Source organism: Paenibacillus brasilensis (genome assembly GCF_009363115.1).
In the GTDB taxonomy this organism is placed as follows: Bacteria; Bacillota; Bacilli; order Paenibacillales; family Paenibacillaceae; genus Paenibacillus; species Paenibacillus brasilensis.
The window spans coordinates 5120735-5135839 of sequence record NZ_CP045298.1 but is presented as its reverse complement, the minus strand read 5'-3'; the positions used below and the strand labels follow the sequence as shown (position 1 = coordinate 5135839).

The following is a 15105-nucleotide window of genomic DNA, read 5'->3' as shown; positions in this document are numbered from 1 at the left end:
GATTGTGGTGAACGTCAAGGTGGAGGGAGTTGCTATTCAAAATAGTAGATAAAATGAAAGCCGAGCTGTTATTTTAGCCCGGCTTTTTAGATTTTTAAAATTGCTATGCCATTTTAGGAAGCAGATGAAGGAGAGGAGCTTGGTAAAACCCCGCTTCGCAGGAATAGGACCAGTGACATACTGAAACAAAGCACAGTAAAAAGACTGACGGAAATAAAACCACCCGTGTGAGCATACAGAATCCCCGCAGTGAAAGAGCCAACGGTCGTTCCGAAATACATCGAGGAGTTGGCGAGTGAAGAGATGGTTCCACGTGCTGTGGCAGACAGAGTTTGAAGCAAACTCATCATAAGCGGAAAAATCATTCCAAGGATGAAGAAGATCAGAAAATATGTAATTTCAACATAGGTTACACTAGGCAAGTATGGAAGCAGTAAATAAAGCAGGACGATGAAGATTACACCATACATAAAAGAGTGTCTAGGCCCCACTTTGTTAACCAGGCTGCTGCCGAAAAAACTGCTAATCGTATTTCCCAAACCCAGGAATAGAATCACGGTACCAATACTTGCAGTATTTAAGTTAAATTTGTCAGAAAGCCAGATGCCAATAAAAGAGAATGCAGCAAAATTTCCAAGTTGAAAGAGGAAATAGGCGAGAAAAGCAACCTTGGATGTCGAACTGTGCAGTAAAGAACGATATCTGCTCCCAATCGCGGCTGCTTTATGCTGTTGTTGAGCAGCAGGCATAGAAGGTAATAGAACAAAAGTAAGTAAAACGAGCAGGAAGGTGCAGCTGCCAATTATGATAAATGGTGTTTGCCATTTGACGGTAGCAAGATAGCTGCCGATGGGCACGCCCAGCATTTGGGAAATGGCCAATCCTGCGGTGACCACTCCCATGGCTTTTAAAATTTTATGCGGTTGAACCAGCTGCGGAATGGCGGCCCAGACTTGAGGCGAGGCAAAAGCGGCACTAATCCCAGCCAGAAAGCGAAAAGCAAACATGGTCCAAAAGTCAGCAGCAAAACCGCATAGCAGTGTGAACACACCGAAACCAAGCAAGCCCAATAGCAGCACTTTTTTTCGATTCCATCCATCTGACAGAGGCCCTGCAATCAAGGCAAACACGGCATAACCCAAAGCATAAGCCGCAACGATCCAACCCGACTGTTCGACAGAAATACCGAAAGTCTCGCGGAGGATCGGTAAAAGCGGAGATACAATAAACGTATCAGTTCCGATGAAAAACATAATAAAGAAAAACAAGGTGATAATTTTGTTCAAAGCGGAAACCTCCATAATTTCGTTTATTCGAATATTTTCGAACATTAGAAATATAGCACCACTTATGCTATAATGCAACTATAATTCTTGTACGGGCAGGTGAAGGATTTTGAGAACGATGTATCATCCCAATGTTAATGAAATAAACCTATCCACCGTTTTATATGCGCTTAGTGACCAGATCCGGCTTAACATCATCAAAATTTTGGACAAAAACGGGGAGCAATCATGCAGCTCGTTAGATATTTCAGCTCCAAAGTCAACCTTGTCCCATCATTTCAAGGTTCTCCGGGAATCAGGAGTCATTCATACGAGATTGGTGGGAACCCAGCGATTCATTTCTATCCGATACGACGATTTGAATTCACGCTTTCCCGGTTTGCTGTCGGCTGTATTGCTGGGTATGGAGCAATAAAAAGCAGTCTGTCGATGGACAGCCTGCTTTTCGTTTAACGGACAAAATAACGAAGCTATAGAAGAAAACAAACGTTATTATTATATTTATTCGTTCTTTTATTTAAGCTCGTCTTCGGCGGGAGGGATTCAACCATTCAGGTTTCCAGATTTGTTCATTCTCATCTATTCTTATACCGGGAGATACTATTGTATCGATGGCATCCAGCAAATCTGGGCTAAGGCGCAAGGCCATTCCATCCAAAAACTGACTTAACTGCTCTGGCCCGCATCTAAAGCTTGGTGTATGATCTGTATACTGTCCTCTTTAGGGAATAATATATAATGGATTAAATTGGGAAGTAATATTATTCGGAAACGGGCAGATAACGGAATTATCCGTCTAATGATTAAACAAGGCAGGCCGATTATCCGGTCTGCCTTGTTTACATTTTTATATCGTCACTTTATGCTACTGGCTGGATCCGTTATCTGCGTGGGATAGCCTTAAGACGGAAGGTAGAGCTGGCAAAATCTCCCGTCAGATCCGAGACAACAAGTCCAATTTTCATTAGGCGGTCACCTCCAAAGATTTCGCCGCCGAACGCTGCACGGAAGGGGGAACCGCCGTCTTCCATCAAGGTATTACCCCCATGATCTGTAGTGTTGCCCGTCGCTCCGCTTTCGATTGTATACTTTTTCTTCGGATCAAGTCCTTTTAGAGTTAATCGCCGGATTGGTCCGTTCGGCTCAGCCAGCACGCGGAAATAAGCGACAAACGCTTCAGATTGGTCCTCGCTAACAAACATCCATGCCGTATCGCCTCGGCCTTCAAAAGGGCTAAGAAGCCGATACATATTCCCCTGCTGTACTAGGGAGCGAATTTCCTTGTACTGGGCGATTTGTTTGGCAGCGAGCTCTTTTTCCTCCTTTGTAAATGCAGTAAGGTCAAGCTCGTAGCCAAAGTTGCCGCTCATTGCCACGTCGCCGCGTATGGCCAAGGAGGTGATTCGTTCCACCTGGTGGTTCGGCACGCTCGATACGTGTGCCCCCATGGTGCTGGCCGGATACACGATGCTTGTTCCGTACTGGATAGCCAATCTTTCAATCGCATCGGTATCGTCGCTGGTCCATGTTTGCGGCATATAGTAGAGCATTCCGGGATCGAATCGACCGCCTCCTCCGGAACAGCTTTCGAACAAGATGTCCGGGAACCGGGAGGTGAGGCGTTCCAGCAGATCGTAAAGTCCAAGCATATAACGATGCGCGGTTTCCTTTTGCCGTTCGCTTGAAGCTGTAGCCGATGCAATCTCCGTCATATTACGGTTCATGTCCCACTTGACATAAGTAATCGGAGCGATCGAAAAAACAGAGCTAAGTGTATCGTATAAATAGTCGCATACTTCCTTGCGCGAAAGATCGAGCACCAGCTGAGATCTACCTTCAGTCCGCCGCCGACCCTCGGCATGCAGACACCAATCGGGATGCTTGCGGTACAATTCACTATCAGGAGACACCATCTCCGGCTCTACCCATAGCCCGAACTGTAATCCTTGTTCATTAACTCGTTTGGCCAGGTCGGCAAGACCCCCGGGCAGCTTGCGGCGGTCTTCAAACCAGTCTCCAAGTGAATTATCGTCGTTGTCGCGTTTGCCAAACCAACCGTCATCAAGAACAAACAGTTCAATTCCAAGGGGTCCTGCTTCCTTGGCAATCGCCTCGATTTTATCGGCATCGAAGTCGAAATATGTGGCTTCCCAATTGTTCACGAGAATCGGACGTTCTTTGTCACGGTAAGCCCCCCGGCACAGACGTGTGCGGTAGAGTCGATGATAGGTACGCGACATGCCCCCAAGACCTTCTTCTGAAAAGACCAGTACGGCTTCGGGGGTCTGGAATGACTGATCTGGTTCAAGTCGCCAAGAGAAATCAAAGGGATTGATTCCAATACTTACACGGGTCTGGTTGAACTGCTCTACTTCTGCCTGTGCGACAAAGTTGCTGCTATAGACCAGACTGAAGCCGTATACATCTCCACGATCTTCAGTTGCATCAGGACGAAGCAGTGCCAGAAAGGGATTCATCTGGTGACTACTGGAGCCCCTGCGACTTTCCAACCGAATGGCCCCGGGTCCGAGGTCGCGACGCTGGATATGTCTTTCCCGCACCCAAGCTCCGGACAGGTAGAGAGCTTGGTAGTTGGAATCGGCGAAATCGACAGAGGCGCTCATGGCTTGCTCAATATTTATGATAGCGCTTCCTTTATGCTCAAAAAGAGTAGACCGGGCAATAGCGCTGTGATTGGCAAATACAGTATAGAGCAGTGTGGTCTTAAGGCCCGAGTATTGGTCTTCAAGGATCAGAAAGAGAGTTGTCGCTTCATCATCTGATTCGGTATAGACGGCAGGAAGTCCCTCTAGCTTTGGTTTACCCTGTACAATGCGGTAGCCACTATATTTTAGCTCCGTAATCCGAGTTCCGTCCGCAAGTGCAGCCTGGTAAGCAGGCTGACGAAAATCACTTGTTCCATACTGAGGATATTCCTGGGGAAGCGTGTCCAAAGAAATCGTGCGGTTGGAAGGAACAGGATTGGGAGAGAAGGAGCAGCGCTCTCTAAGTTCCAGTACACTTGCCAGATTTTTGTCATGATGAAGCTGAGCTCCCCAATAGACATGTGCGGGATATCCTTCTACAAGTTGGATAATATAACTGCAATCCTTGGACTGCAGGTGAAACAAGCCAAGCGTCTCGTCTACATGAATATTCATGGTATTCACTCCTTGAGGATTAATAATATCAATTTGTTTTAACGTAAGGATATTTATCAAAGAGGTTAAGACTTTCAGGTGCCTATTTTAGCTGTTTCTGCACGAGCTCTCCCGTATGACAAGCTTAGTGCCAATCACGCTGTGCGCAGGAGGTTCACGTCCCTCAAACCGCTCAGAGAGCAGTTGAACGGCAGCCTTTCCCATTTGTTCGGGATAGGCGCGTACAGTGGTTAGCGGAGGCTGAACGAAGGCCGCCATCTCAATGTCGTCGAAACCGACGATAGCCATATCCTCTGGTACCTTGACTCCATGTCCATGAAGGGCGCGAAGAGCACCGATGGCAAGCGGGTCGCTTGCAGCGAAGCAGGCTGTTGGTCTTTGCTCTTCGGCAAGGAGATCGTTCATCATCAGATATCCATCCGCGGTACTCCAGGCGCCTACACGGACGAATTGAGGATTGTACAACCCCTGGTCCCGCATGAACCGTTCAAAATAATGCGCCCGTCGCTCTCCGTCGCTCTTGCCGCCGATAAACCCGATTTGTCGGTGGCCCAGCTCGATCAGATGTCCGAGCGCCTGATCAACAGCTTGTCGGAAATGGAGGCGTACGGAATCGTACTCCAGCTGTTCATCGTACTGATCGACAAGGACAATGGTGTTCTTGTCGGGATGCAGCTTGATCACCTCATCAGGATCAACTCCACCCACAACAATCAGACCGTCCGTCTTCTGCAAGGTTGCGATAGAAGAGCGGCCTCGCAAGGTCTGTCCCAACGTCAGGCCGAGCTCTTCACAGCGCAGCTCGATTCCACGGCGAATCGAGGCGTAATACGGATCATCCCTTTCCTCTTCAATAGAACACCACAGCAAGAGGGAGACTGTTTTCCCGGCACGTTCCGTGTTCCGCTTTAACTGCCTCAGCCGGGAAGGCTTATATCTGAGCTGCTCTGCAATCGAAAAAATTCTGTTCTTGGTGTCTGGGCTCACGGACAGTGACAGATCGTTATTTAAAACCCGTGAAACGGTTGCGGCAGACACACCCGCTTCACGGGCAATGTCTTTAATGGTTGCCAAAGAGTTCACACCTTTTTAGTTAATAATTTTACTAAAATTCGACTTTATCCTAACATATCCCTAGTATACTTTCAAGGTGGTGGTTGAATCTTTAGGATTAATTTTGATCTATTACTGTGCTGATAAGTTGTGTTAACATGATGAATATTCTGTCACTAGCTCGTAAGTGGTTTGGTCGTCTTCGCTAGATTGGGGGGCAATGGGGGCCGTTATGATTATCGCTTCTCTGCCGATGGTACTCGTCTATCTATTCTTGAGTGAACAAGTAGAGCGTGCAATGACGGTAGGTTCCGCCGTAAAAAGATAAGGATTTGTGCGCAATCTGCCTAGGCTTGACCCCGACATCTAATAATAAGGAAATGAACGGAAAACATTCGTCCAGTCCCTTATTATCTTCACTTTATCAGATCAAACCGCTTAGGAGGCGACCTTCATCCGATTCACGTATTCTTTGAACGTCAGATTATTTCTGAAATATTTATTCAGCAACTTGTTGCCCTACATAACGCAGATGCCATAATGAATCTTGGCTGGTCTATATGACATTACTTGTATTCCAGCCGCTGTAAAGTTGGCGATACAAAGTTTTCGCGGTAAACTGATTGTAATTGAACTGTTTGGAAGGAGAGCGTCTGATGTCCAAAGCAGACCATATGTTATCCATTCTCTGGATGCTAAAGCAGCGTAAACGCACCGCAGGGGAATTAGCTGAAGTTCTGGAGATCAGCGTTCGTTCGGTATACCGCTATATAGATGCGCTGTGCGTCAGTGGAGTTCCAGTTATTGCGGATTCCGGACCCGGTGGTGGCTACTGCCTGCCTGATCATTTCGTAGAAGCACCGCTGTTCTTCGACGCCGAAGAGCAGAAGGCGCTTGTCCAAGCAGCCGCCTTCGTCCGTGGGACGGGATATCCGTATGTCCAAGCGCTTGACCGAGCGCTGGATAAGCTGAAGCGTTACAGCAACGACCAACAAATGGAACGGATGGAGAGTCATAAGCGCGGGATTGAAACGCTGTATACATCTAATGCGGCAATAACGGAAATTCTGCAAGAGCTTGAATCAGGCATTGCGAACGGAGACACTCTGGAAATGGAGTACCGCAAGGGAAATGAAAAAACGGTCTCCTCACGTTTCATTGACCCTTATGGGCTTGTACTTTGGAAGGGGCAGTGGTACTGCATCGGGTATTGCCACTATCGGCAGGAGATCCGTAGCTTCCGTGTCGACAGAATTACCAGACTCCGTTGTAGCGGCGCAAGTTTCATACGTCCTGACGATTTCTCTGCACGCGATTTTCTCCTGCAGAGTTTGGTTCCTGCCCGTGAACAAGAGCGGGCGCTGATTGCCGTGGTGATTGAGTCATCCGAGGTGATATTAAATGATCTTTGCGGTCACTGGCTATTCGGCCATACCTTAGAGCAACGGCAGGAGGGATGGGCCCGGTTTCTACTGGACGAAAGCTCGTTATTCACCTACGTTCCGTATTTCCTCTTGCCTTATGGAAAATCGCTGCATATTCGGGAGCCAGCAGCATTGAAGCAGCGGTTGGTGGTGGTTGCCTCGGAAATGGCTCGCCATTACGAAAATTAATTCTATTTTCTCGGGAACACTGACTGTAGCTGTCAGTGTTCTTTTTGTATAGTGTAAGCGAGTCTTAAGTATAAATGTAAGTAAGTACAAGCAAACAATTATGATTAGGGAGGAATATAGCATGAAAGAACTGAAATATGAGATCTACATTGGGGGGACACCAGAGCAAGTATGGGCCTGCCTGGTCTCTCCAGAGTACGTGCAGCAAATCTATTACGCAAGCATAATCCGTTCCAGCTTCAAGGAGGGGGAACTGCTGGAGTATGTCGGACCGGGCCCTGAAGGTGAAGAAATCGTACATGTGTACGGGACGCTGCTGGAGTATACTCCATTAAAACATCTGTGTTTTACGCATAAGGTTGGTCCAGCTTACCTGAAAGAAGGACAAGAGAACTATGAATCCCGGATTTCCTGGCGTCTAGAGCCAGTGGGTGGATGCACGAAGCTGTCTCTTATCCATGATCAGTGGCATCCTGACGATCCTTCCTATGAACCCAGCGATAGTGCCTGGTGGCATGTTCTAAGTAACACAAAAACGTTAATAGAGACTGGCCACACGCTTGATTTCGGAAGCAACAAATAACAAAGGCTGCACGGAATACAGGAATAGAAGCAGTCGATATTGATTGAACATTCGCTGGAATAACAGCGTATAGGTTTCAATTGTCGATAAATACAATAGATTTATTATTAAAGCCAGAATGTGCTGAAGCACATCCTGGCTTTAATGCTGTATGAAAAATAACAGTTAAACATAAACATTATAAAAATCATTTCTTTACTGATCGTTCTCAATATATTATATTGATAACACAAGAAAGGGAATTTCAATGGCAAGAAGGTGGGAACAGGGTTACGAAAGGACATTTTTTATATTTTTATTAGAATGATCGTTCTTTATTGTTGGTCGAGGCATATAAACAAGGAGGAACATGTTAATGTCTAACAAGATTGCACTTGTAACAGGAGCGATAAAGGGATCGGTTTCGAGGTCGCCAGACAATTAGGTCGTCAAGGAATTACGGTATTAGTTGGTGCACGCACAAAAACGAAGGCAGATGGAGCAGTAACGGCAGTTCGTTTAGCGACTTTGCCCGATAACGGTCCGACCGGCGAATTCTATTATATGGACACACAATGTCCGTGGTAGCATCTAACTTATCCTGACTCGGGACACTGGTTCTTATTCAAGCACTCAGACTTATTTCTTGAGCATATATCATTATTCCTAAGATCAAACTTCAATTGAACCAGCTAAATGTTACATTGATCAGAAATCATTTTTCCACAACGTGTGCTTCCCCCCAAGTAGTTGCGGTGTTGTACAGAGGAGGAAGATTCTTTCACTCTGTCCTCGAATAGGAATTTGTTATTTTCCATGGAGTCCGCTTGCTAGATGATCATAAACGATGAGGAACTATAAGGAGTTGGACGGTATGAAAAATACTTCAATCTTAGTTAAGCCATTAATACTTAAAAATGGAGTGAGCATAAAAAATCGATTTTTTAAAGCGGCGATGAGTGAAACTTTGGCTGAGAAAGATGCTAATCCTACTCAGCTATTAGTTAATCTCTACCGAACGTGGGCAAGAGGAGGAGCAGGACTTGTTTTAACAGGAAACGTTATGATCGACAGACGAGCACTAGGAGAACCAGGAAACGTCGTGGTTGAAGATGAGCGTGATCTGGTTCTGCTCGAAGAATGGGCTAGAGCTGGTACTGAAAATGGAACACACCTTTGGATGCAGCTAAATCACCCTGGAAAACAATCGCCCAAGATGTTATCCAAAGAACCAGTCGCCCCAAGTTCTTCCCCACTTTCTGGAAATCTAAAAAACTTCTTCAATCCCCCTCGAGCTCTTACAGTCGAAGAGATTGAAGAGTTAATTACACGTTTTGGGAATTCCGCAAGAATTGCAAAAAAAGCAGGGTTTTCCGGTGTGCAATTCACGCTGCCCATGGATATCTGATCAATCAATTTTTATCTCCAAATCATAATCAACGCAGTGATGAGTGGGGCGGCAGCTTAGAGAATCGAATGAGATTCCTTGTACGGGTGTATCAAGAAATTAGAAAACAGGTCGGTGAACAGTTTCCGATAGGTATAAAATTGAATTCTGCCGATTTTCAACGAGGAGGCTTTACAGAAGAGGAATCCATGAAAGTTGCTCAAAAAATATCCGAATTAGGCGTAGATTTAATTGAGATCTCTGGTGGCAGCTATGAAAACCCTAAAATGTTGGTCTCAGAAGTGAGAGAAAGCACGAAGAAACGAGAAGCCTATTTTTTTAGAATACGCAGTGAAGGTAAGAAAATTGACTACTACCCCGTTAGTTGTAACTGGTGGATTTAGATCTTTAGACGGAATGACTCATGCCTTAACTGATGGTGGAATCGATATGGTTGGCGTAGGAAAGCCATTTGCTATAGTACCAGACCTTCCCAATAGAGTTTTTCAAGGCAGCTTTACAAACATCACGCTGAAGCCGATAAGAACCGGAAATAGGAGTATTGATAAAAGTGCTGCAATGTTAGAACTTGGGTGGTATGAGCAACAGTTAAAAAGGCTTGGGAAAGGAAAATTGCCAAAACCTGATTATAGTGTATGGCTTTCTCTTATTTATAGCATCCTGACACAAGGTATTTCTGTGTTTAAAAAAAGAAGAGGCTAAAAATATATCTAATTACATTAATTCATAAAAGAGACTTATAAACAATAAAATCAAGCGACAACGCTTGATTTTATTCACGTTTTACTCTCTAGTTTGCCGATCGTTCACTTAAATGTATAATGGTTGCTTGGGGTGATTACAATGGCAAGATCCAAAGAATTTGAAATTAATGAGGTATTAGATAAAGCGGTACAACTGTTTTGGGTTTAAGGTTACGAAAAAACTTCAATGCAGGAATTAGTTGACTTTATGGGAATCCACAGAAGCCGAGCTTAAAACTTGCCAATATAAGTCGTTTAGCACTAAGATACTTCGTCATGAAGTTACTTCTGCACAATCTGAATAAGGTTGCCGCATTTATCGTCGAAGACAGCTATTGTGAGTTCGCCCATTTTTGTCGGCTCCATAGTAAACTTGACGCCGTTTTCCAATAATCGTTTATACTCTTTATTAATATCTGCAACGCCAAACATTGTTGCTGGGATGCCATCGGCAAATATCTTCTTTTGATACTCTTTGGCGGCAGGATGGTCATTCGGTTCGAGTAAAAGCTCGGTACTGTCTTGCTCATCGGGAGAAACAAGCGTTATCCACCTAAATTCTCCGACGGGAACGTCATGCTTTTTTACAAAGTCCAGCGTTTCTGTATAAAACTCCAATGCCTTGTCTTGATCTTGAACGAATATACTGGTAACAATGATTTTCATAATGTTTTGCCCCCTTTGATATTTTCGACGTTGGTGCTCGGCTAACAATCTGGCTCCAATCAGAAAAGCTCATAATACATTCGTAAAAAGTTATTATTAAAATTATTCTACCCATCCTTTCAGCAAATTTTTAAGTGGTTTGTTGTTAAATATAACCACTCGATTCGTGAAATATGGTGTCATGCCCAGTGTACAACCCCCTTGGCTTTCACATGAATGACAAAAGCCGAGGGAATTGTTTACATAATAAATTAACAGCAGATTAAGATTTGGCGTAATTGGCAAGTAGAATGTCGCCTTCTGCTAGTTACAGAGCGACATTGGGGAGGTACTATAAGAGTTGTCCCATCAACAAGGCAGGACACCCAATCACAACCAAAACTAATGAATATAAAAATAGCTAAAGGAGATCCATATGCATGAGTTCTCTTACCTCTGACCGTATTAAAATCCCGCCAGGATTTTGGACAGGATTACTTCAATTAGGGATTGCCGCCCATGACGTAGCTCGCGAAGCACGACTGCCGCTCACTATTATCACTGAACCAGTAGTCACCACCGCCCAATATTTCGCAATCTGGCAGGCTTATTCCGATCTCATTGGTGACACTTCCCAAGGAATCATCGAGCTTGCGACCGTCTTTGAAACAGCAAAGTACCCACCGACCGTCTTGGCGACTTACCACGCTCGTGATTACCGTGACGCTCTAAACCGAATGGCTCGGTATAAACAACTGTGCCCCCCGGAAAGCTTACGTATCTCCGAGGAGGGTGAGCATTGTACAATCGAACTGGAATGGCTGGATACCGAGCAACCCGGTCCGCCGATGCTGGTTGGTATCACGCTGGCATGCCTTCTGGAGCTTGGGCGCCGGGGCACAGGTCAACCTTTGACAGCGCGGTTCGTCGAATTTTCGCACTCAATGGGCGATGTACAGGCCCTCGAAGCTTACTTTGGTTGCCGTATCGGGACTGGTGCAAATTGTAACCGGTTGACGCTACATCGAAGAGATCTGGACCGCCCCTTTGTTTCGTACAACGAAGAGTTGCTGGAGATCCTGACTCCCGTTCTGGACCGATCGCTGGATGAACAGCAACGCAGCCGGTCAATTACCGAAACGGTCAAATGGATCATGAAACGTAGCCTCACAGGAGGGCGCCCTGACATTCAGGCTGTCGCGAAGGAACTCGGTATGAGCGATCGTACCTTGCAGCGCCGGCTTACTGATGAAAACACGAGCTTCAAGCATCTGTTGACACAGGCGAGACATGAGCAGGCACTAGAGTACTTGGCAGACCCTTCGCTCGATATTAAAGAAGTGGCATTCTTGATTGGATATGAAGACCAGAACTCGTTCTACCGCGCCTTCCGTCTTTGGGAAGGTGATACTCCTTCAAATTGGCGTACTGAACATTTAAACTGAACAATCCAGAAGGGAGAAATGTATTATGGATATGGGGTTAAACAATAAAATAGCTTTAGTTACAGGATCAACGAAAGGTATAGGTAAAGCAATTGCCATAGAACTTGCCAAGGAAGGTGTTAATGTACTAATTAATGGACGAAGTTATGAAGAAGTACAACAAACTGTAAATGAAATTAAGTCAGATTTCCCAGCCACATCTCCTCAAAATGCAACAGCCGATATTGTGGATATAGGGCAAAGAGAAGCCTTATTTGAAAAATACCCCAATATTGATATTTTAGTTAACAATATGGGTATTTATGAAATTATGCAATATGAGGAGATTAACGATGAAGTATGGGAAAAATACTTCCGTACGAATGTTCTGGCTGCAAATGGATTATCTAAATTTTATTTACCTAAAATGTTGAAAAATGATTATGGCCGCATTATCTTTATTGCGAGTGAAGAAGCAATCATGCCTTCAGGACAAATGCCTCAGTATTGTATGACAAAATCAATGCTATTATCATTGTCAAAAAGCCTATCTAAATTAACAAAAGGAACAGAAGTTACTGTCAATACAATCATGCCAGGACCAACGCTCTCTGAAAATGTGCATCAAATAATTGAGGGTATGTACCCTAATGAAAATATGACTTTTTCAGAAAAAGAGAAAGAATTTATGACTACAAACCTGCCCCAATCTGAAATACAGCGATTTATCAAGCCTATTGAAATAGGTAGATTAGCTGCATTTGTATGTAGTCCTTATGCATCTGCATTTAAAGGTGCTCCAATCCGTATAGATGGGGGAATGGTACCGACTATTTTTTAAAACTTTTCTATTTCAAATATTGTACGAAATTCTGTTTCCCCTAAAGCAATGTGCTGTATCAACGAAAATAGAGGGAACCTGACATAAGTCAAGTTCCCTCTTTTATTATTTAGATGGGGCGGCCGATGATGTCCTTCGTCATTGGGGTAAAACGACAGACTTGACTTGAGCAGAGGTATTTCCGTAAATATCCTTGGCCAGCACAAGAATATGCAGCGTATCGGCTTGGAAGGCGCCAGCCTGCTTGTATTTAGAAGTTGGAAGCGTTGCTGACCAATTGGCTTTATCTTCTGTAGTTACGACACGAATGCCATTGACATAAACTTTGAGTTGTGCGATAGCGCTTTGATCTGTGACTGAACCTTCCAAAGAGAGGACATCGTCCTTGATTAAGGCATTCAATTTGAGCACAGGCACGTCTGTTTCCTTGCGTTTAGAGGGTGGGAGCGTAGTTTTCGGGTTATAGGAAAAGGTTTCATCCTCAAGCGCTGGCGTACGCGTTGCAATAGGACGGTTTTTTGTCGCCTGCTCATAGGAATAAGCATAACGCAACAGGTCATTATCGGTGTATGCGGCACCCGCCATCGTTAGATTAACGGGCATACCGGTATCCTTCATAGCGCCCATGCTCACGGACACACTTGGGATCCCGTACTCGCGTAGAATGAAATTCGTATTGGAGAAATAGTTGCCATTTTCCCAAGCTTCCTCATAGGACGTTTCATTCACATCGGAGTCGGCTTTGCCGATATTGGAATTTGCCGGGAATACAATAAAATCAAGATTGTTTTGCTTCATCCAATCTTCAAAATCAATCTTCCGTACATTTTCAAGCCCCCGCAGCCCTTCATGAAACTGTGGAATTTGTTCGTATGGGGTGACGCCTTTCTTTATGGTATCAATGAATACGTCATAATGGCCAAGGTCTCTGCCACGTTTGGCATCTACCGAACCGGGCGGATTCGGGAAGACGGTTGCAGGGTCGATATTAGCCCATGACGGGAAGTTTGGATCGCCCACACTTTTGAGGAATTCCTCAGCCGCATAAGGATTAAGCAGCCCAAATTCCTTTTCGGCCCATTTTGCTGGCATCAGTCCACGCTCCTCAGGTGTTTTCGCTGTTGCCCGGTCCTTCTCGCTGTTCGCCTGCAGGGGGAAGTCAACTTCCACAACCTCAGCTCCGAGAGCAGTTAAATCTTTTACAGCTTTTTCCCATAATGCCTGTATCGAAGGTCTGAATTTGATCGGAGTTGTGGTTTCATGGTCCTTACCGATATAGATTTTCGGAACGCCAATGCGTTTGCCCTTCAAAGCGTGGGTGTCTCGCAGTTCTAAATAGGATTTTGGACGGACACTGTTGACAGAAGGCAGCCGAACGGCTTTCTGTTCTCGCCAGAAATCGCCTTTGGTGATCTTATCCTCTACAACGATCACGTTAAGCAAGCGGAGCATGTCCTCGACAGTTCTCGTATGTGGGACAACGACATCCCGTATTGGGAAGAGCGGCCAATTCCCCCGAATGGAGATTAGGCCCCGCGATGGCGTGTAGGCAATTAAACCATTGTTAGATGCTGGAGATCTTCCAGAAGATACCGTTTCTTCCCCCATACCGAAGGCAGCGAGGTTGGCGGCTGTTGAGACGCCAGATCCGTTAGAGGAGCCAGAATACCAGGCTGCAGCCAGATAATCTGGATTGTACGGACTTTCAGCACGGCCATAAACCCCTCTTTGCATTCCCCCCGCTGCCATTGGCGGCATGTTGGTTTTACCAATCAGAACTCCGCCGGATTTGCGTATCTTTTCTACTGTAAAGGCATCATCCTTTGCCATCAGGTTTTTGAAAGCCGGAGATCCAGAAGCAACAGTGAGTCCCTTAACCTTGTAGCTGTCTTTAACCGTGTAGGGGATGCCTTGCAGAGGCCCGGTCTTGATGCCCTGCGCCCTTAGTTGATCAGCCTGAGCGGCTTCTTTTAGTACATCAGGGTTCAGAACAGGGATGGAATTGAGCCGAATGCCACTGGAATCATAGGCATATACCCGGTTAAGGTACATGGCGGTAAGCTCGACACTCGACAGTGCCCCTGACTTCATCGCGTCCTGCATCTGAGCAATCGTAGCCTCTTGCAATTGAAATGTAACCAGGGAGGAGGCGGGTTTACTATTAGTTTCACTTGAGGATGAGGGCGAAGGAGCTGCGGATGCAAGCGAGCATCCCGTGAAAGTTAAAATCATACCAGTTGCGATCCATTTGCAATAACTGCCGATTACATTCCTTGTATTCGCTTTTACCGTTCGTGCGTACATAGCATTTTCACTCCTTAGATGGATAGGATTTTATTCTATTACTTATTTTTGTGGGTATTATTATG

The 15105-nt window shown here is 45.3% G+C and carries 11 protein-coding genes and 2 pseudogenes; 8 read left to right on the top strand and 5 right to left on the bottom strand.

Going from position 1 to position 15105, the window contains the following annotated elements; genetic code table 11:
• Window positions 1-113: 113 nt before the first annotated feature.
• On the bottom strand, window positions 114-1286 hold the full coding sequence (locus GCU48_RS24330; protein WP_025718530.1) for an MFS transporter: 1173 nt from the start codon (window positions 1284-1286) through the stop codon (window positions 114-116).
• A 109-nt stretch (window positions 1287-1395) separates the two neighbouring features.
• Here GCU48_RS24330 and GCU48_RS24325 point away from each other — a divergent pair, with 109 nt between their 5' ends.
• Window positions 1396-1701 (top strand): ArsR/SmtB family transcription factor, encoded by a 306-nt coding sequence (locus GCU48_RS24325; RefSeq protein ID WP_025718528.1) that lies wholly within the window; start codon window positions 1396-1398, stop codon window positions 1699-1701.
• A 466-nt stretch (window positions 1702-2167) separates the two neighbouring features.
• Here the strand turns inward: GCU48_RS24325 and GCU48_RS24315 are convergent, their stop codons facing one another.
• On the bottom strand, window positions 2168-4447 hold the full coding sequence (locus GCU48_RS24315) for an alpha-galactosidase (protein ID WP_152381738.1): 2280 nt from the start codon (window positions 4445-4447) through the stop codon (window positions 2168-2170).
• An 87-nt stretch (window positions 4448-4534) separates the two neighbouring features.
• On the bottom strand, window positions 4535-5521 hold the full coding sequence (locus tag GCU48_RS24310) for a LacI family DNA-binding transcriptional regulator (RefSeq protein WP_152381737.1): 987 nt from the start codon (window positions 5519-5521) through the stop codon (window positions 4535-4537).
• A 635-nt stretch (window positions 5522-6156) separates the two neighbouring features.
• On the opposite strand from GCU48_RS24310, the gene GCU48_RS24300 reads away from it, so the two are divergent.
• The 5 genes and pseudogenes from GCU48_RS24300 to GCU48_RS28470 form a co-directional block, all read left to right on the top strand.
• The gene (locus GCU48_RS24300) at window positions 6157-7113 is read left to right on the top strand and encodes a helix-turn-helix transcriptional regulator (RefSeq protein ID WP_025718521.1); all 957 of its coding nucleotides are present in this window, start codon (window positions 6157-6159) and stop codon (window positions 7111-7113) included.
• Between the two features lie 121 nt (window positions 7114-7234).
• Window positions 7235-7696, top strand: a complete 462-nt coding sequence (locus GCU48_RS24295; RefSeq protein ID WP_152381736.1) for an SRPBCC domain-containing protein — start codon at window positions 7235-7237, stop codon at window positions 7694-7696.
• An 826-nt stretch (window positions 7697-8522) separates the two neighbouring features.
• A pseudogene (locus tag GCU48_RS29430) lies at window positions 8523-9466 on the top strand (NADH:flavin oxidoreductase/NADH oxidase family protein).
• A complete protein-coding gene (locus tag GCU48_RS28935) occupies window positions 9429-9785 on the top strand; it encodes a hypothetical protein (RefSeq protein WP_307499209.1) in 357 nt (118 codons plus the stop codon). The pseudogene GCU48_RS29430 and the gene GCU48_RS28935 overlap by 38 nt, the downstream one beginning before the upstream one ends.
• 141 nt (window positions 9786-9926) lie before the next feature.
• Window positions 9927-9992, top strand: a pseudogene (locus GCU48_RS28470) (TetR/AcrR family transcriptional regulator); the annotation flags it as partial.
• Window positions 9993-10108: 116 nt separating this feature from the next.
• Here the strand turns inward: GCU48_RS28470 and GCU48_RS24275 are convergent.
• Window positions 10109-10492, bottom strand: a complete 384-nt coding sequence (locus GCU48_RS24275) for a VOC family protein (protein WP_152381735.1) — start codon at window positions 10490-10492, stop codon at window positions 10109-10111.
• Between the two features lie 419 nt (window positions 10493-10911).
• Here GCU48_RS24275 and GCU48_RS24270 point away from each other — a divergent pair, with 419 nt between their 5' ends.
• On the top strand, window positions 10912-11916 hold the full coding sequence (locus GCU48_RS24270; RefSeq protein WP_152381734.1) for a helix-turn-helix transcriptional regulator: 1005 nt from the start codon (window positions 10912-10914) through the stop codon (window positions 11914-11916).
• Between the two features lie 25 nt (window positions 11917-11941).
• A complete protein-coding gene (locus GCU48_RS24265; protein ID WP_152381733.1) occupies window positions 11942-12736 on the top strand; it encodes an SDR family NAD(P)-dependent oxidoreductase in 795 nt (264 codons plus the stop codon).
• A 138-nt stretch (window positions 12737-12874) separates the two neighbouring features.
• Here GCU48_RS24265 and GCU48_RS24260 read toward each other — a convergent pair whose 3' ends face one another.
• Window positions 12875-15040, bottom strand: coding sequence for an amidase (locus GCU48_RS24260; RefSeq protein ID WP_152381732.1), 2166 nt, complete (start codon window positions 15038-15040; stop codon window positions 12875-12877).
• Window positions 15041-15105: the final 65 nt, after the last annotated feature.

Bases quoted from the DNA above. Each gene is read 5' to 3' on its own strand.
- GCU48_RS24295 (WP_152381736.1), top strand. From the start codon at position 7,235: ATGAAAGAACTGAAATATGAGATCTACATTGGGGGGACACCAGAGCAA.
- GCU48_RS24275 (WP_152381735.1), bottom strand. From the start codon at position 10,492: ATGAAAATCATTGTTACCAGTATATTCGTTCAAGATCAAGACAAGGCA.
- GCU48_RS24270 (WP_152381734.1), top strand. From the start codon at position 10,912: ATGAGTTCTCTTACCTCTGACCGTATTAAAATCCCGCCAGGATTTTGG.
- GCU48_RS24315 (WP_152381738.1), bottom strand. From the start codon at position 4,447: ATGAATATTCATGTAGACGAGACGCTTGGCTTGTTTCACCTGCAGTCC.
- GCU48_RS24300 (WP_025718521.1), top strand. From the start codon at position 6,157: ATGTCCAAAGCAGACCATATGTTATCCATTCTCTGGATGCTAAAGCAG.
- GCU48_RS24265 (WP_152381733.1), top strand. From the start codon at position 11,942: ATGGATATGGGGTTAAACAATAAAATAGCTTTAGTTACAGGATCAACG.
- GCU48_RS24260 (WP_152381732.1), bottom strand. From the start codon at position 15,040: ATGTACGCACGAACGGTAAAAGCGAATACAAGGAATGTAATCGGCAGT.